This window comes from Brenneria corticis (assembly GCF_003115855.1).
Classification (GTDB): Bacteria; Pseudomonadota; Gammaproteobacteria; order Enterobacterales; family Enterobacteriaceae; genus Brenneria; species Brenneria corticis.
The window spans coordinates 88,831-104,918 of the sequence record NZ_KZ819080.1; the positions used below are offsets into that span (position 1 = coordinate 88,831).

The window sequence follows — 16,088 nt, forward strand, 5'->3', positions numbered from 1 at the left end:
AGCGGCGATGCCGAGTATCAAAACAGCGCTAGCGCAGATGTTTTCCGCCTGCGTCCGGGCCGGGTGCCTGGCGTTGCTCGCGCTGGCGGCGTCAGGAGCATCCGCCGCGGCAAGCGCGTCACCGGGTTCGGTTTCCTTAAGCTACGCCAGCACCAAAGATATCCGCGATATCAACCCGCATCTCTACGGCGGCGAGATGGCGGCGCAGAATATGGTGTTCGAGCCGCTGGTCGTTAACAGCGAACAGGGCGTGCGGCCATGGCTGGCGCAAAGCTGGGAAATATCGCCGGACGGCAAGCGGTACACCTTCCACCTGCGCCAGGGGGTGAGGTTCAGCGACGGCGAGCCGTTCAATGCGCGGGCGGCGAAACAGAATTTTGAGGCCGTATTGGCGAATTATCAGCGCCACGCCTGGCTTGAGCTGGTACGGCAGATCGATAAAATCGACGCGGCGGATGACGACACCCTGGTTCTGCATCTGAAAAATCCCTACTACCCCACGCTGGTGGAACTGGGTCTGACCCGGCCTTTCCGTTTTATCTCCCCGCGCAGTTTTATCGACGGCCAGACCAAAAACGGCGTCCGCTCCTATGCCGGAACCGGACCCTGGCTGCTGGCGGAGCAGGTAAAAAACCAGTATGCGACCTTTAAGGCCAATCCCCGCTACTGGGGAACGCCCCCCAAACTGCAAAGCGTGTCGTGGAAGGTGATCCCCGACCGGCAAAGTATGCTGCTGGCGTTGGAAAAAGGCGACGTTCAGCTGATCTTCGGCGCGGATGGCGACATGATTGACGGCGATACCTTTATGGCGTTGCAGGCGGCGGGCAAATTTCATACCGCCATCAGCGAGCCGGTGGCCTCGCGGGCGCTGGTATTGAACAGCAGCCGGGCGATAACCGGCGACCGTCAGGTGCGTCTGGCGTTGCAGTACGCGGTGGATAAGCAGGCGATTGCGCAAGGCGTTATGTCGGGCAGCGAAAGCGTGGCGGATACGCTGCTGGCCCGTAGCGTGCCTTATGCCGATATCGCCGATCTGCCGGTCTACCGCTACGACGCGGCGAAAGCCGCCGCGCTGCTGGACGAGGCGGGCTGGCGCTTACCCGCGGGCGGGGCGATCCGTGAGAAGCAGGGCAAGCCGCTGCGGCTGGTGTTCTCTTATAGCACCAACAATGCGGGCGAACAGCAGATCGCCGAAGTGGTGCAAAGCAATTTCCGTCAGGTCGGGGTGGATGTCTCGCTGCTGGGCGAGGAGAAACAGGCGTATCTGGACAGGCAAAAGTCCGGCGATTTTGATCTGCAATACTCCCTGTCCTGGGGAAAACCTTACGATCCGCAATCTTATCTCTCCTCGTTCCGTATTCCGGCGCATGCCGACTATCAGGGGCAAAAGGGACTGCCGGACAAGGCCGGGCTGGACGCGCTGATCGGCCGGGTATTGATCGAGCCGGACGAGACGCGGCGCCGGGCGCTGTACCGCCGGATACTGCTGCGGCTGGCGCAGGAGGGGGTTTATATCCCGTTGACCTATTCCCGCGCCAAGGCGGTATTCAGCCCGGGGTTGCAAGGCGTGACCTTTAATCCTTCCCAGTATGAGATCGCTTTTGAAAAGATGTACTGGCGCTAGGTAAACGGTGAGCTGATGACGCGTTATATTTTACGGCGCCTGTTGATGATGGTGCCGCTGTTGGCGGCGATATCAGGGATGGCGTTCGCACTGATGCAACTTTCCCCGTCCGATCCCGCCGAAGTCGCGCTGCGGGTGAATATGATCGTGCCCACGGATGACGCCATTGCCGAGATGCGCCGGGAGCTGGGGCTGGATCTGCCGTTGTGGCGACAGTACCTTTCCTGGCTGCAACGCAGCCTGCATCTGGATTTCGGCACCTCGTTCGTCACTCGCGCCGGCGTATGGCAAGAACTGATGCGGGCGCTGCCGGTGACGCTATGGCTGGCCGCCAGCGCGCTGGGCATGATTCTGCTCTTTTCGCTGTCGTTGGCCATGCTGTGCGTGGCAACCCGGGATCGCTGGCCGGATAAGCTGTTGCGGGCGCTGCTGTTTTTGCTTACCGCCATGCCGAACTACTGGGTTGGCCTGCTGCTTATCTGGCTGCTGGCGGTCAAGCTGGATTGGCTGCCCGCCGGCGGCGTTCAGGCGCCCGGCGCGGTGATATTGCCGGCGCTGACGCTGGCGCTGGGCTATATCGGCACCTATGTCCGGCTGCTGCGCAACAATATGCTGGGGCAGCTTAACCAGCCCTACGTGGGGTACGCCAACGTCCGCGGGTTGACGCCGCGCCGCATTCTGTGGCGGCACGTGTTGATTAACGCGCTCTATTCGCCGCTGGTGGCGCTTGGCATGAGCATTCCCAGGCTTATCGCCGGTACGCTGATCATCGAAAACATTTTTTCCTGGCCCGGTTTGGGCCGGCTGTGCGTGACGGCGATTTTTAACCGCGACTATCCGGTTATTCAGGCCTATGTCTTGCTGATGGCGCTGCTGTTTGTGGCGGCGAACTTCCTGATTGATTTAGTGCAAATGTGGCTGGATCCCCGCTTGCGGCGCGGTATCGCCGGATGAACCGCCGTCTCTGGCTGCGGCTGCGGCAGGATCGGCTGGCGCTGGCCTGCCTGTGTCTGCTGGCGCTGATCCTGGCGGCGGGGCTGCTGGCCCCCTGGATTGCGCCGCACGATCCGCTGCTGGTTTCCTGGCGCGACAAATACCACGGCATCAGCCTGCGTTACCCGCTGGGGGCCGACCATCTGGGCCGCTGCGTCTTCTCCCGCCTGCTGTACGGCATCCGCACCACGGTGCTGGTCTCGCTATCGGCGATGGCGGCGACGCTGGCGCTCGGTCTGCTGATTGGCATGCTGGCGGGCTATTTCCGCGGGCGCGTTGATGCGCTATTGATGCGCTGGTGCGATGTGATGCTCTCTTTTCCCGGCGAGGTGATGATTTTTGCCCTGGTGGGGATGATGGGGCCGGGGCTGCAGAATATTATCCTGGCGGTGCTGCTGGTGAAGTGGGCCTGGTATGCGCGGATGATCCGCGGCATCGTGCTGCAATACAGCGATCGGCACTACGTCCATTTCGCCAGAATTATCGGCGGGCCGGCACGCTATATCATCCGGCGGCATCTGCTGCCGGTGACGGCCGCCGAAATAGCGGTACTGGCCACCACCGACAGCGGCGCGGTGATCCTGCTGCTCTCGGCGCTCTCCTTTATCGGGCTGGGGGTTCAGCCGCCCGCGCCGGAGTGGGGCGCGATGCTGGGCGAGGCGAAAAACCTGATGCTGACGCACCCGGAACAGATGCTGCCGGCGGGACTGGCGATTATGCTGGTGGTCGCCGCGTTTAACTATCTGGGGGACTTTTTGCGCGACGTGCTGGATAAGCAGGGACCGGATTGAGGTTGAGTCGTCGTTCGGCTCTCTGCGGTTATGTTTACATTGCTTTTAGTACTTTGATGAAATCAGGCTTGTTTTTTAGAATGTTCAGGACTTTTAGCGCTATGCCTGTCGGTTGGCGTCGATGTTGCTCCCATGCCTGAACAAGGGAAGGCGAGACGCCTAGCGCTGAAGCAAAATCATCTTGTTTCAACCCTGATAATGTTCGAATTGCTTTCACGTCAGGCATTTCATAGCGAGTGATACGTGCTGCGGTTGTTTTGCCCTCGCTGATTGCGACAGCTTCGTTGACAGACGTCATTAAGTCATTGAAGAAATCACTCATAAAGCCCCCTTTTTCAAACGCTCTATTGCTGACTTGAGCACGTTTTTCTCTGCCCCGGTCAACGTGTCTTTTTGCCCTTTTTGATACACAGTAAAGAGCCATATATGGCCTTTGGGCGATTGGTAATAGTAAATAACGCGAACACCGCCGCGTTTACCACAATGGCTGTTTTCAGGTGAGAAACGAATCTTTCTGCATCCGCCAGTTCCAACAATGACACTCCCCAACTCCGGGTCGGTAACTAACAATTTTTGAAACTCCGTATACTCATCTTCACTAAGAAGTCTTTCACGTTGTTTGCTGAAAAAGTCAGTTTCAATGAACTCAACATATCTCATTGCGGCGTCCTTACCCTGTTTGTGCGTAAAATTTACTCTTACAGGGTGGGAGTGTCAATGTATATAGACCGCTAGCGTGAGACGAAGGGGAAGCAGGGATAGCGGCCAGTTCTCAGGCCGCATCGCCGATATCCGCTAATTCCTTGCGCGGTGAAATAAACGGCACGCGCACTTCCACCCGGGTAAATCTGTCGGCCTCACAGACCACGGTGACGCCGAAGCGGTTGCCGTAGCGGGCCTTGATGCGCCGGTCCACCAGATTCATCCCCAGACCGTCTCCGCCGTGGGGCGGTTGATACATGCCGGCGTTATCTTCCACCGTCAGCTCCAGCGTATTGGCATGCAGACGTCCGCTGATGCGAATATGACCGACGTCGATCATCTGCGAAATGCCGTGCTTGATGGCGTTTTCGACAATCGGTTGCAGGGAAAAGGCGGGCAGCCGCGCTTCCAGCAGCTCATCCGGCAGCGAGATATCCACCGTCAGATGATCGGCGAAGCGCGCTTTCTCAATCTCCAGATAGGAATTCACGTGTTCCAGTTCGTCGTTGAGCGAGACCTCATCGTTGCTGCGCTTGAGGTTTTTACGGAAAAAGGTCGATAGCGACAGCACCAGCTGGCGGGCGTGAGCGGGATCGCGGCGGATTACCGCCGACAGCGTATTCAGCGCGTTAAACAGGAAGTGAGGGTTCACCTGCGCGTGCAATAGCTTGATTTCCGACTGTACCAGCAGCTGCTTTTGCCGTTCGAAGCGCCCGGCCAGAATCTGCGCGGAGAGCAGATGGGCGATCCCTTCCCCCAGCGTACGGTTGATGCTGGAAAACAGCTTGTTTTTGGGCTCATACAGCTTAATGGTGCCGATTACGCGCTGTTCTTCGCCCCGCAGCGGGATCACCAGCGTTGATCCCAGTTTGCAGCTCGGTGAAATGGAACAGGTGTAAGGCATTTCATTGCCATCGGCGTAGACCACCTGATTCTTCTCGATCGCCCGATGGGTGTGGCGCGAGGTGATCGGCGAGTCTACGGTATGGTGATCGTCCCCCAGGCCGATAAACGCCAGCAATTTTTCCCGGTCGGTAATGGCGACGGCCCCGACGCCCAGCTCTTCATACAGGATGCGGGCCACGCGCATACTGTTTTGCTGGTTGAACCCCTGGCGCAGCGCCCCTTCGGCACGGGCGGCGATTTGCAGCGCCTTGGCGGAAAATGCCGAAGTATACTTTTCGAAAATGGCGCGCCGGTCGAGCAGAATGCGCATAAACATCGCCGCGCCGACGGTGTTGGTGATCATCATCGGCAGGGCGATGTCCTGCACCAGCTCCACGGCATCGGAAAAAGGACGCGCGACCAGCAGAATTATGGCCATTTGCAGGATTTCCGCCGCCAGCGTGGTCAAGGCCACCACCGAGGGCTGAAACAACAGGTCGATACGGTTGCGCTGCGTCAGATAGCGGTGCAGCAGCCCGCCCATCAGGCCTTCCGCAATGGTGGAGAGCATACAGGCCAGCGCCGTCATCCCTCCCATGGAGTAGCGGTGGAGTCCGCCGGTCAAGCCCACCAGAAAACCGACCGACGGCCCGCCCAGCATGCCGCCCAGCACCGCTCCGGTGGCGCGGGTATTGGCAATGGAATCATCGATATGCAGGCCGAAATAGGTGCCCATGATGCAGAACATGGAGAAAACCAGATAGCACACCAGCTTATGGGGCAGGCGGATGGTGACCTGCATCAGCGGAATAAATAACGGCGTTTTACTTAACAGATAAGCGATAACCAGATAAACGCACATCTGTTGCAGTAAAGAGAGGATTAAGTCGACTTGGCTGATCATGAGAAAATACGCCTGGCTGCCCAAGCGCAGCATTGTAGCGCGTTCTCCGCAACAGGAATACCGATCGCGCGCGATGAGAAATAAACCGCCGCCGCCAATCGGTTCCCGTTGCTAAAAGTTATTTATGATTGGCTGTTTTTACCGTCAGCATGCCTTCCGTTTCAAGGAAACGGATGATGGCTTGCAGCCCGTCTCCGGTCTTCAGATTGGTGAACGTCCAGGGGCGCTGCGGGCGCATGCGGTTGGTGTCGCGCTCCATCACCTCCAGCGACGCGCCGACGTAGGGCGCCAGATCGGTTTTGTTGATCACCAGAAAATCCGAGCGGGTGATGCCCGGTCCGCCCTTGCGCGGGATTTTCTCGCCTTCGGCCACGTCGATGACGTAAATGGTCAGATCGGCCAGCTCCGGGCTGAAGGTGGCGCTCAGGTTATCGCCGCCGCTCTCCACGAACACAATGTCCAGATCGCCGAAGCGCCGCGCCAGATCTTCGACGGCCGCCAGATTCATGGAGGCGTCCTCACGGATGGCGGTATGCGGGCAGCCGCCGGTTTCCACGCCGATGATGCGTTCCGGCGCCAGCGCGCCGGCTTCGGTCAGAATGCGCTGGTCTTCTTTGGTGTAGATATCGTTGGTCACCACCGCGAGCTGCCAGACGTCGCGCATGGCCTTGCACAGCGCTTCCAGCAGCGCGGTTTTCCCCGACCCGACCGGGCCGCCGACGCCGACGCGCAGCGGTTGTTTGTAATCCGTCATAGTGCCTCTCAGGAACGAAAAAGTCTGGTGTACTGTGTTTCATGGCGGGCGGAGGCGATCGCCGCCAGCGGCAGCCCCGCGCCCACCTCGTCGTCTTGCAGCGCCAGCGCGCCCGGCAGCAGCGCCGTCAGCTGTTCGCCCAGCTCCAGCAGCAGGTTCTGCGCGGCCTGCTGGCCGAACGGCACCAGCTTCACGCCGGCCATGACCGCGCCTTCCAGCCAGCCGTAGCCGTAGGCCAGCGCCAGCTCCGGCAGCGGGAGCGACCAGCGCGGCCCCAGCCAGGCCATGCCGCACAGCTGGCTGCTCGCCAGCGTATCGCGCCAGTCGGCGTCGAGCTCTTGCGCGAATCCCCAGCCGGCGAGAATGCGCATAAACGCCTGACCGCGCTGGCGCTCTTCCGCCCGCAGTTCGCTGGTTTCGCGTCCGGCCAGCAGCAGGTCGCGCCACTGGCGCAGCGCGGGCGCGTCGTGCCGTTCGCAGGCATGGTACAGGCGCTGCAAAAGCGGCCAGTCGAAGCGCGCCAGCGTGTGGGTCATTTGCTGGCGCTGCCAGCGGCGAAAGCTCTCTTCGTCACGCACCCAGCCCGCTTCCACCGCCCACTCCAGCCCTTGGGAATAGGTGAACCCGCCGACCGGCAGGGTGGCGCTGGCCAGTTGCAGCAGGCGCGGCAGGCGCGAGGCGGAAAGCATCAGACCTCCCATGCCGCAAATAACGCGCTTCTCTTTATGCCTTTCATCCGCGCCGGCCGTTAATGATGCGCATGATGATGGTGGCCGTGCGCATGCGGCGCGGCCTGATAGGCCCCGCTTTCCGGCTCGAAGGGCGCCATGACGACGCGCACCTCAAGCCCCAGTTGGCGCACCATGTCGTCCAGCACGTGGTCGTGGTGATAGCGCACCAGTCCCTTTGCTATCTGCAACGGGACGTGCCGGTTGCCGAGGTGATAACAGGCCCTGGCGAGCAACAGCGGATCGGCGCATTCCGCCTGCGAGACCTGCTCTTCGGCGGCGATCACGCGCACAATTTCCTGCCCCGCGTCGTCGCCGAGCAGGTCGCCGCCGCGAATCAACTGGCCGCGCTCCAGCATCAGCCCCGCTTCCCGGCCGTCGTCCAGGGTAATTCTGGCGCGGCTTTTCAGCCGGGTCGCCAGATCCAGCGTGGCGGTGGCGGTCGCCGTCTCAGCCTGGTCCAGGCGTTGTGTGAGTAGCTTCATCAACCTTCCTTAAAACAGAAAATAGCGCTGCGCCAGCGGCAGTTCGGTCGCCGGTTCGCAGGTCAGCCGTTCGCCGTCGGCGCTGACTTCATAAGTTTGCGAATCGACATGAATATCCGGCAGCGCGTCGTTGTGCACCATGTCGCTTTTGCGCACCGTGCGGCACCGGCGCGCCACCCCGATCGGGCTTTGCAGCCCTAATGCGCCGGCGACGCCGCCTTCGGCCGCCGCCTGGGAAAGAAACGTTATGCGCGTCTGATGGCGCGCCGCGCCCAGCGCGCCGAACATCGGGCGATAGTGCACCGGCTGCGGCGTGGGGATAGAGGCGTTGATGTCTCCCATCGGCGCGCTGGCGATCATTCCGCCTTTGACGATCAGCGCGGGCTTCACGCCGAAGAACGCCGGCGACCACAGCACCAGATCCGCCAGCTTGCCCGCTTCGACCGAGCCGACCTCATGCGCGATGCCGTGAGTGATAGCCGGGTTAATGGTGTATTTGGCGATATAGCGTTTGACGCGAAAGTTGTCGTTGCGTTCGCTGTCTTCCGGCAGCGCGCCGCGCTGCACCTTCATCTTGTGCGCCACCTGCCAGGTGCGCAGCACCACTTCGCCCACCCGGCCCATGGCCTGGGAGTCCGACGACGTCATGGAGAACGCGCCGATATCGTGCAGGATGTCTTCGGCGGCGATGGTTTCCCGGCGAATGCGCGATTCGGCGAACGCGACGTCCTCCGGAATATTGGGGTCGAGATGGTGGCAGACCATCAGCATATCGAGATGCTCGTCCACGGTGTTGACGGTGTACGGCAGCGTGGGGTTGGTGGACGAAGGCAGCACGTTCGGCCGGGCGCAGGCGGTGATGATGTCCGGCGCATGGCCGCCGCCGGCGCCTTCGGTATGGAAGGTGTGGATCGCGCGGTCGCCGATGGCGCGCAGCGTATCCTCAACGAAACCGGCTTCGTTCAGCGTATCGGTGTGGATGGCGACCTGCACGTCCATCTCTTCCGCCACGTTCAGACAGCAGTCGATCGCCGCGGGCGTCGACCCCCAGTCTTCGTGCAGTTTCAGTCCGATAACGCCCGCCGCCACCTGTTCGCGCAGCGCGTCCGGGCTTGACGTATTGCCCTTGCCCAGCAGGCCGATGTTTACCGGCAGTGCGTCGGCCGCCTGCAGCATGCGCGCGATATACCACGGGCCGGGGGTGCAGGTGGTAGCGTTGGTGCCGGTCGCCGGGCCGGTGCCGCCGCCGATCATGGTGGTTACGCCGGAGGTCAGCGCTTCCTCCGCCTGCTGCGGGCAGATGAAATGAATGTGCGAATCGATGCCGCCGGCGGTGACGATCTTGCCTTCCGCCGCAATGATTTCCGTCGCCGCCCCGATGGGGATATCCACGTCCGGCTGAATATCCGGATTGCCCGCCTTGCCGATGGCCCGAATGCGGCCCTCTTTGATGCCGATATCCGCCTTTATAATGCCCCAGTGGTCGATAATCAGCGCGTTGGTCAGCACCAGATCCATCGCCTCGTCCGCCAGCATCCGGCCTTGCCCCATGCCGTCGCGGATCACCTTGCCGCCGCCGAACTTGACCTCTTCGCCGTAGACGGTGAGATCCCGTTCCACTTCCACCCACAGCGCGGTATCGGCGAGCCGCACCCGATCGCCTACGGTGGGGCCGAACATATCGGCGTATGCCTGCCGGGAAATGCTAGTCATCGCGTTGTCCATCCAGTTTGCCCATCACTTCGCCGCGCAGGCCGAAGACCTGACGCCGGCCGGCCAGCGCCACCAGCGTCACCTCCCGCGCCTGGCCCGGCTCAAAACGCACGGCGGTGCCGGCCGCGATATCCAGCCGGTAGCCGCGCGTCATGGCGCGATCGAACGCCAGTGCGGGATTGACCTCATAAAAATGGTAGTGCGAGCCGACCTGGATCGGCCGGTCGCCGTGATTTTCCACAACCACGCTGACGCGCTCGCGCCCCGCATTCAGCGCGATGCGGCCGTCGGCGACCTGTATTTCACCTGGGATCATGCTCAGGCCCTCACTCAATCGGATTGTGTACGGTGACGAGCTTGGTGCCGTCCGGAAAGGTGGCCTCCACCTGCACGTCGGTAATCATTTCGGCGATGCCGTCCATCACCTGATCGCGCGTGAGGATGTGCCGCCCGAACTCCATCAGTTCAGCCACGCTTTTGCCATCCCGCGCGCCCTCCATAACGGCCGCGCCGATCAGCGCCACCGCTTCGGGATAGTTGAGACGCAGACCGCGCGCCAGGCGGCGTTCGGCCACCAGACCGGCGGTAAACAGCAGCAGCTTGTCTTTTTCTCTGGGGGTGAGTTCCAAAATCGTTTCCTCAATTCACGTAGACCATATTCTCGGCGGCAGCGGCGGCAACCCGACGATGGCGTCGCGCAGGCCGAACCAGAGCGCCTGCTGGAGGGATTGCATCTGCCGGTTGTCGCCGGCCAGCATTCTGACGACCAGCAATCCGTCCAGCAGCGTGGCCCCGGCGGGCAGGGCGCTGGACGCCAGTAGCGCGCGCGCCTTTTCCAGCGTTTCCGGCCCGGCGGGCGTCATAAGCATGGTGCCGACCAGCGCGTGTCCGGCAAGACAGTCGAGATCGCCGTCGAGAATGCGCAGCGTTTCATGCAGCGTCAGCGCGCCGTCGCGCAGCACTCGCAGCCGCGTTTTCAGTTCGCCGTTGGCAAAGATTTCCCGCATTACGGGACGGCCGAGACAGAAGGTTTCCCAGGCGATCAGCCGGGCGTCGTTCTCAAGGTGAAAGCAGGTGTCCACCTGCGCTCTGGCCCCGGGAAAGACAATCGTGTCCTGCGGCAGCCATTCCAGACAGCTGCCGGACGCCAGACGAAACGTCTGTTGCAGACGCGCGGTTTCGCCCGCGCTGCGATAAAACTTGGTCGCGCCCGGCGTGGTGATCAGCGCCCGCGCCTCCGGCGCCAGACTGATTTCGATGCCGAGCCGGTCGCCGCCCACCACGCCGCCCGGAGGATGCAGCAGGTAGACGTGGCAGGTTTCGCCCTCGGGATAAAACGGCCGCTGAATCAGCAGCGGCCCGGTATGGCGGCGTTCGGCGACCACTGTGCGCCCCGACTGGCGGCGCAGTCCGAGGTAAAGGGACGCGCGCCAGCCCGCCGACGTCTTATCCGCGGTGATGGTATTGCCGTTGTCGCTGCTGACCATGTAAATACGCCTAAATATTGTGAACGCGTTATGTCGACGCATCCGCTTCTTCAAAACACCGCTATCTATTTGGCATGGCGGGGGAAACGAGCAGTAATATTTTTTTCGTATGGCTAAAGGTCAACGGGCGGCGTCATGAACGCCCATAAACTGCCGGATGCGCCGTAGCGCCGGGTCCGTCCCGCCCGCGCGGATCGCCGCCGGCGACGCGTCCGCCTGAATGTCGCCATGTTCCATCAGCACCACCCGGTCGGAAATCGCCAGCGCGAAGTCCATCTCATGCGTGACGATCAGCATGGTCATGCCCTCCTGAGCCAGTCCGCCGATCGCTTTCAGTACGTCGCCCACCAGTTCCGGGTCGAGCGCCGACGTCGGTTCGTCGAACAGCATGATGTCCGGCGACAGCGCCAGAGCGCGGGCGATCGCCACGCGCTGCTGCTGGCCGCCGGATAGCTGGTGCGGATATTTTTCCGCATGGGCCAGCAGCCCGACCTTATCCAGCAGGTAGAGCGCCTGCGCGCGCCGCGTGGCGTTGTCGCCGGGCCGGCCGTGGTAGCGCGGCGCCAGCATCACGTTTTGCAAAATGGTGTAGTGGGGAAACAGGTTGAAGCTTTGAAACACCATGCCGATGCGCCGGATGCCGCGCCGCAGGGCCTCGTTCTCCCGCGGGCCGCCCGCGACGATAAACTCCTCGCCGAACAGGATGATTTCGCCGCGATCGAGGTTTTCCAGCCCGTTGACGGTGCGGATCAGGGAGGTTTTACCCGACCCCGACGGGCCGATGATGCTGATCGCTTCGCCGGGCGCCACCGTCAGATGAATGCCTTTAAGTACCTGATGCCGGCCGTAAGCCTTATGGATATTTTTCAGCAGCAGCGCGTTAGGCTCGCCGGGGCGCGCCGACGGCTGGCGGAACACCGGGGCGATCGTCTGCCGCCGCAGCGCGGCCAGCGCGTTTTCATCCAGCGTGCCCGGCGCGCGCGCCTGAACGTTAACCCGCCGCTCCAGCCACTGAAACAGCAGGGTAAACAGGGATACGATCAGAATGTAGTACGCCGCCACCGCGGCCAGCGTCTCCATCACCAGAAAATTTTCCGCGTACAGACGCTGGCCGGTCATCAGCAGTTCCGGCAGGGAGATGACCGATACCAGCGACGTCTGTTTGACGATGGTGACGAATTCGTTGACCAGCGCCGGGAGCGAAATGCGCAGCGCCTGCGGGATCACCACCAGCCGCTGCACGCCGAGAAAGCGGACGCCGAGCGCGTGCCCGGCCTCATGCTGTCCTTTCGCCACGGAGAGCAGACCGCCGCGGTGAATTTCGGACATGTAGGCGGTTTCCACCAGCACGGTGGCGACCAGCCCGGCGAAAAAGGCGTTGCCGAGCACGGCGCCGGTGGCCGGCAGCATTTGCGGCAGGTTGTAGACGAATACCACCAGCACCAGCAGCGGCACGCTGCGGAACAGCCAGATATAGACCTGACACGCGCCGCGCAGCCAGAAGGGGCCGGACTGGCGGGCGCTGGCGACGATAAAGCCCAATATCAGGCCGATAAGCCAGGACAGGATGCTCAGTTCCACCACGGTGACGCTGGCTTGCCAGAACGCCCGCATGGAAAACAGCGAGAAAAAGTAGGTCCAGTCGAAAATCATAGCGGCGGTAAAACTCCCTTATGGATAAAACCGGATAGGGCGCGTTAACGCGCGGCGGTGTCGGTGATGCCGTAAGGCCGGTATTTTTCCAGCAGGGCGGCGTATTCGCCGTTATCGCGGATCGTTTGCAGCGCGGTTTTCAGATCGCTCAGCAGCGCCTGATTACCCTTTTTCACGTAGATGCCCAGCGTCTGCGGATAAATGATCTGCGGCGAACTGATTATCGCCCGGCCGCGGCTGCGCTCGGCGAACATGCGCGCCGCGCCCGCCATCTCGACCTGCGCCTGAATATGGCCCGCCAGCAGCGCCTGCAGGGTTTCCGGCGCGGTGGGGTATTCCTTGACGGCAATGGGCTGTTTGCCGTTGGGCAGACAGTCGTCGGCGGAGAGTTGCCGCAGCTGCTTCACCCAGACGGAGCCCTGTTGCAGGCCGACGGTCAGACCGCACAGCGCTTTTTCATCCTGCGGCGCGGCCTTGCCGTCGCGGCGCGTCAGAATGTAGGCGCCGGTATCGGCGTATGGGATGGCGTCCGCCTGCGCGGTGCGGTCGGCGGTGACGTACAGGGCGGAAATCACCGCGTCGTGTTTGGCGGCGTTCAGCCCGAGGATCAGGCCGGAAAACTGCGTGTCGGTCAGCGCCAGCCGGGTGCCCAGATGCTTATTGAGCAGGGCGGCGAGCTCGGCGTCAAAGCCGACGACCTGCCCGTCCTGCCAGGATTCGAACGGCGGGTAGGCCACTTCGATGCCGACCTTGAACACGCCCGGCGTCAGCGTGGGGGGAACGGTTGCGGCATGGGATGACGACAGGACGTTTGCGCCCAGCGTCAGGGCAAATAGAGCGGCGACGCGCAGTCGGCGCCGAACAGTGGATGATTTCATGGCGGTGCTCCCGTGAGTAGGTCGTAAGTTGATGTTTGATGGCGAACCGGTAACGTAAGCGCCGCGGCGTTTGCTCATCGCTGCGCCACTCCCGGCAGTACGCACAGCATTTCATACAGCAGGTTGGCGCCCATCTGGGCGGTCATGCCGCTGATGTCGTAGGGCGGCGAGACCTCCACCAGATCGCAGCCCACCAGATTGAGCCCCTGGCAGCCGCGCACGATCTCCAGCCCCTGCACCGAGGTCAATCCGCCCACTTCCGGCGTACCGGTGCCGGGCGCCCAGGCCGGATCGAGGCTGTCGATATCGTAAGAAAGGTATACCGGACCGTCGCCCATCCGGGCGCGCACTTCCGCCATCAATGGCGTCAGGCTGCGGTGCCAGCACTGCTCGGCCGGGATCAGGCGAAAGCCCTGATCGATGCCCCACTGGAAATCTTCGCTGGTGTAGCCCTGCGCCCGCTGGCCGATTTGCACCACGCGGCGGCAGTCCAGCAGTCCTTCTTCCACCGCCCGGCGGAACGTGGTGCCGTGGGCGATCTTTTCGCCGAACATCTCATCGTTGGTATCCGTATGGGCGTCCACGTGGATTAGCCCGACCGGGCCGTGCTTCTTCGTCAACGCGCGCAGGATCGGCAGCGTGATGGTATGGTCGCCGCCCAGCGTCAGCGGGATCAGCGGCCAGTCGTTGAGCACGGTGTAGTAGTCTTCGATGATGCCCACCGACTTCAGCAGGCTGTAGGTGTTGATCGGCACATCGCCCAGATCGCCCACCTGCAGAGCGTCGAACGGCGCGGCGCCGGTCGCCATGTTGTAGGGGCGGATCATCACGGATTCACTGCGGATATGGCGCGGACCGTAGCGGGTGCCGGCGCGCTGGGACGCGCCGATATCCAGCGGAATGCCGATAAAGGCGGCGTCCAGCCCTGCGGGGCCGTCGCTGTAAGGCAGACGCATCATGGTGGCGCGTCCGGCGAAACGCGGCATTTCGTTGCCGCCCTGGGGCTGCTGATACTGTTTTTTTTCCATTGTCACTGTTTCCCACCTTGCGGCCGGATACGCGCCGGCCATGGATTAGCGGGAAAATAGTGCGGTAGACGACGGGTGGGGAAAAATAGCAGAATACAAAAAATCAGTTCAGTAATTTGAAAACTAATCGTCTCTCTTCCTTGCGGAAACAGTGTGATGTCCATTGGAAAACTGCCTAATCTGCGCTTGCTGTATATTTTCACCATCGTGGCGAAACATCAGGGGTATGCCCGCGCCCAGCAGGAGCTTAACCTGACGATTTCCGCCATCAGCAACTACATGAGCGAACTGGAAGAGAAGCTGGGATTCGTACTCTGCCAGCGCGGACGGGGCGGTTTCGCGCTGACCCTCAAAGGCGAGGCGTTTTTGCAGCAGACGCTGTATCTAATGAACAATCTGGAAAATTTCGATCGCTATACCGCCACGCTACAGGGAGAACAGGGCGGGACTTTGCGCCTTGGCGTACTTGACGCCACGGTCACCGATCCGGTGCTCTCCATCGCCGACGCCATCGGCCGCTTCAGCGACCGGTTTCCTTTGGTGCACATCAATCTGCAAATCAAAAGCCCGCATGCGCTGTTGCAAGGCATTCTGGATAACGAGCTGGATGTGGCGGTAGGCAATTTCCCGCTACAGGGCAACAGCGTGATCGCCCATCCGCTGTACCGCGAACAGCATTGGCTGTATTGCAGCGACCAGCACGAGCTGTTCGGGGTGGCGCATCCTGAAGCGTCGCATGTCGCCCAGATGCGTATGGTGACGCGCAGCTACTGGAGCTCGTCGGATTTGGGCAAACGGGGTTTCAAGCAAAGCACAGCCACCGTGGAAAGCATGGAGGCGCAGCTGTTGTTGATCCTGTCGGGAAAGTATATCGGCTATTTGCCCGAGCACTACGCGTTGCCCTGGGTGCAGAGGCGGCGACTGCGCGCGCTGTTGCCCACCGACTATGGCTATCAGGCGCCGTTTTCGTTGATCTTCCGCCGCGGGCGCAGCAAAGAAGTATTGATTCGCGCGATACGCGACCTGTTGCGTTCGGCCTCCAAAGCGCAGCGCACCCGGCTGTGACGATGGACAGCGCCTTGGTGGACGATATATTTCGTTTTTCAGGCCGACAATGTTCCTAATATATTAATTAGTAGGCAGTATTTAAATTTCTGCGCAAATAGCGCCGTTTTTCCTCTTGGTGCGCACTGTCTTTTAATCAATATGTGCTAAACCTCTCTTCCATAACTTATTTGTATAAATATAAACAGAAAAATTCGGTGTCGTCTCAGATATTCGCTCATTCTTTGGCTACGCTGAATAGTAGTAAGTAGTTATATGCATTATTTCACGCTGTAAATTATTTTTTTCGCGGGTGATTAATGTCTTATTTTTTCAATTCATTGTTTTTATTGATTTTATTTTTAAATGCAAATAAGGAGAAATATAACCGCATCGTGGTGGGCTATTTACGTAACATA

At 61.1% G+C, this 16,088-nt stretch carries 17 protein-coding genes; 4 read left to right on the forward strand and 13 right to left on the reverse strand.

From position 1 onward, the window contains the following. Positions 1-7 precede the first annotated feature (7 nt). From nikA to opp1C, 3 genes are read left to right on the forward strand one after another with little or no spacing between them, the layout of a single operon-like run. Positions 8-1,624 (forward strand): nickel ABC transporter substrate-binding protein, encoded by a 1,617-nt coding sequence (gene nikA / locus DDT56_RS12635; RefSeq protein ID WP_136166798.1) that lies wholly within the window; start codon positions 8-10, stop codon positions 1,622-1,624. A 15-nt stretch (positions 1,625-1,639) separates the two neighbouring features. Further along, positions 1,640-2,578: a nickel/cobalt ABC transporter permease gene (opp1B, locus tag DDT56_RS12640; RefSeq protein ID WP_136166799.1), complete on the forward strand. Its 939-nt coding sequence runs from the start codon at positions 1,640-1,642 to the stop codon at positions 2,576-2,578. After that, positions 2,575-3,408: a nickel/cobalt ABC transporter permease gene (gene opp1C, locus DDT56_RS12645; protein ID WP_136166800.1), complete on the forward strand. Its 834-nt coding sequence runs from the start codon at positions 2,575-2,577 to the stop codon at positions 3,406-3,408. Before opp1B ends, opp1C begins: the two co-directional genes overlap by 4 nt. A 34-nt stretch (positions 3,409-3,442) precedes the next feature. Here opp1C and nadS read toward each other — a convergent pair whose 3' ends face one another. The 13 genes from nadS to speB form a co-directional block, all read right to left on the reverse strand. Next, complete coding sequence (nadS, locus tag DDT56_RS12650; RefSeq protein ID WP_136166801.1) at positions 3,443-3,730, reverse strand: NadS family protein; 288 nt, start codon at positions 3,728-3,730, stop codon at positions 3,443-3,445. Continuing rightward, positions 3,727-4,068, reverse strand: coding sequence for an addiction module toxin RelE (locus DDT56_RS12655; RefSeq protein WP_136166802.1), 342 nt, complete (start codon positions 4,066-4,068; stop codon positions 3,727-3,729). Before DDT56_RS12655 ends, nadS begins: the two co-directional genes overlap by 4 nt. A 112-nt stretch (positions 4,069-4,180) precedes the next feature. Continuing rightward, positions 4,181-5,899 carry a sensor histidine kinase gene (locus DDT56_RS12660; protein WP_136166803.1) on the reverse strand — a complete coding sequence of 573 codons (1,719 nt, stop codon included), beginning with the start codon at positions 5,897-5,899 and terminating at the stop codon, positions 4,181-4,183. Between the two features lie 118 nt (positions 5,900-6,017). Beyond that, complete coding sequence (ureG, locus tag DDT56_RS12665; RefSeq protein ID WP_136166804.1) at positions 6,018-6,653, reverse strand: urease accessory protein UreG; 636 nt, start codon at positions 6,651-6,653, stop codon at positions 6,018-6,020. Between the two features lie 8 nt (positions 6,654-6,661). Continuing rightward, positions 6,662-7,342 carry an urease accessory protein UreF gene (locus tag DDT56_RS12670; RefSeq protein WP_136166805.1) on the reverse strand — a complete coding sequence of 227 codons (681 nt, stop codon included), beginning with the start codon at positions 7,340-7,342 and terminating at the stop codon, positions 6,662-6,664. A gap of 59 nt (positions 7,343-7,401) precedes the next feature. Further along, positions 7,402-7,866, reverse strand: coding sequence for an urease accessory protein UreE (ureE, locus tag DDT56_RS12675; protein ID WP_136166806.1), 465 nt, complete (start codon positions 7,864-7,866; stop codon positions 7,402-7,404). Positions 7,867-7,875: 9 nt separating this feature from the next. Continuing rightward, on the reverse strand, positions 7,876-9,579 hold the full coding sequence (gene ureC, locus DDT56_RS12680) for an urease subunit alpha (RefSeq protein ID WP_136166807.1): 1,704 nt from the start codon (positions 9,577-9,579) through the stop codon (positions 7,876-7,878). Further along, entirely contained in the window at positions 9,572-9,895 is a 324-nt protein-coding gene (locus DDT56_RS12685) for an urease subunit beta (RefSeq protein ID WP_136166808.1), read from the reverse strand. Before DDT56_RS12685 ends, ureC begins: the two co-directional genes overlap by 8 nt. A 10-nt stretch (positions 9,896-9,905) precedes the next feature. Then, complete coding sequence (ureA, locus tag DDT56_RS12690) at positions 9,906-10,208, reverse strand: urease subunit gamma (RefSeq protein ID WP_136166809.1); 303 nt, start codon at positions 10,206-10,208, stop codon at positions 9,906-9,908. Positions 10,209-10,223: 15 nt separating this feature from the next. Next, the gene (locus DDT56_RS12695; protein WP_136166810.1) at positions 10,224-11,066 is read right to left on the reverse strand and encodes an urease accessory protein UreD; all 843 of its coding nucleotides are present in this window, start codon (positions 11,064-11,066) and stop codon (positions 10,224-10,226) included. Between the two features lie 120 nt (positions 11,067-11,186). Then, complete coding sequence (locus tag DDT56_RS12700) at positions 11,187-12,719, reverse strand: amino acid ABC transporter permease/ATP-binding protein (protein ID WP_136166811.1); 1,533 nt, start codon at positions 12,717-12,719, stop codon at positions 11,187-11,189. Positions 12,720-12,763: 44 nt separating this feature from the next. Next, positions 12,764-13,597 (reverse strand): transporter substrate-binding domain-containing protein, encoded by an 834-nt coding sequence (locus DDT56_RS12705; RefSeq protein ID WP_136166812.1) that lies wholly within the window; start codon positions 13,595-13,597, stop codon positions 12,764-12,766. Positions 13,598-13,671: 74 nt separating this feature from the next. Beyond that, complete coding sequence (gene speB / locus DDT56_RS12710; protein WP_136166813.1) at positions 13,672-14,625, reverse strand: agmatinase; 954 nt, start codon at positions 14,623-14,625, stop codon at positions 13,672-13,674. 156 nt (positions 14,626-14,781) lie between these two features. On the opposite strand from speB, the gene DDT56_RS12715 reads away from it, so the two are divergent. Next, positions 14,782-15,690 (forward strand): LysR family transcriptional regulator, encoded by a 909-nt coding sequence (locus tag DDT56_RS12715; RefSeq protein WP_136166814.1) that lies wholly within the window; start codon positions 14,782-14,784, stop codon positions 15,688-15,690. Positions 15,691-16,088: the final 398 nt, after the last annotated feature.

Bases quoted from the DNA above. Each gene is read 5' to 3' on its own strand.
- opp1C (WP_136166800.1), top strand. From the start codon at position 2,575: ATGAACCGCCGTCTCTGGCTGCGGCTGCGGCAGGATCGGCTGGCGCTG.
- DDT56_RS12705 (WP_136166812.1), bottom strand. From the start codon at position 13,597: ATGAAATCATCCACTGTTCGGCGCCGACTGCGCGTCGCCGCTCTATTT.
- DDT56_RS12660 (WP_136166803.1), bottom strand. From the start codon at position 5,899: ATGATCAGCCAAGTCGACTTAATCCTCTCTTTACTGCAACAGATGTGC.
- DDT56_RS12700 (WP_136166811.1), bottom strand. From the start codon at position 12,719: ATGATTTTCGACTGGACCTACTTTTTCTCGCTGTTTTCCATGCGGGCG.
- nadS (WP_136166801.1), bottom strand. From the start codon at position 3,730: ATGAGTGATTTCTTCAATGACTTAATGACGTCTGTCAACGAAGCTGTC.
- ureG (WP_136166804.1), bottom strand. From the start codon at position 6,653: ATGACGGATTACAAACAACCGCTGCGCGTCGGCGTCGGCGGCCCGGTC.
- DDT56_RS12695 (WP_136166810.1), bottom strand. From the start codon at position 11,066: ATGGTCAGCAGCGACAACGGCAATACCATCACCGCGGATAAGACGTCG.
- ureE (WP_136166806.1), bottom strand. From the start codon at position 7,866: ATGAAGCTACTCACACAACGCCTGGACCAGGCTGAGACGGCGACCGCC.
- opp1B (WP_136166799.1), top strand. From the start codon at position 1,640: ATGACGCGTTATATTTTACGGCGCCTGTTGATGATGGTGCCGCTGTTG.
- DDT56_RS12670 (WP_136166805.1), bottom strand. From the start codon at position 7,342: ATGCTTTCCGCCTCGCGCCTGCCGCGCCTGCTGCAACTGGCCAGCGCC.
- DDT56_RS12685 (WP_136166808.1), bottom strand. From the start codon at position 9,895: ATGATCCCAGGTGAAATACAGGTCGCCGACGGCCGCATCGCGCTGAAT.
- DDT56_RS12715 (WP_136166814.1), top strand. From the start codon at position 14,782: ATGTCCATTGGAAAACTGCCTAATCTGCGCTTGCTGTATATTTTCACC.
- ureC (WP_136166807.1), bottom strand. From the start codon at position 9,579: ATGACTAGCATTTCCCGGCAGGCATACGCCGATATGTTCGGCCCCACC.
- speB (WP_136166813.1), bottom strand. From the start codon at position 14,625: ATGGAAAAAAAACAGTATCAGCAGCCCCAGGGCGGCAACGAAATGCCG.
- DDT56_RS12655 (WP_136166802.1), bottom strand. From the start codon at position 4,068: ATGAGATATGTTGAGTTCATTGAAACTGACTTTTTCAGCAAACAACGT.
- nikA (WP_136166798.1), top strand. From the start codon at position 8: ATGCCGAGTATCAAAACAGCGCTAGCGCAGATGTTTTCCGCCTGCGTC.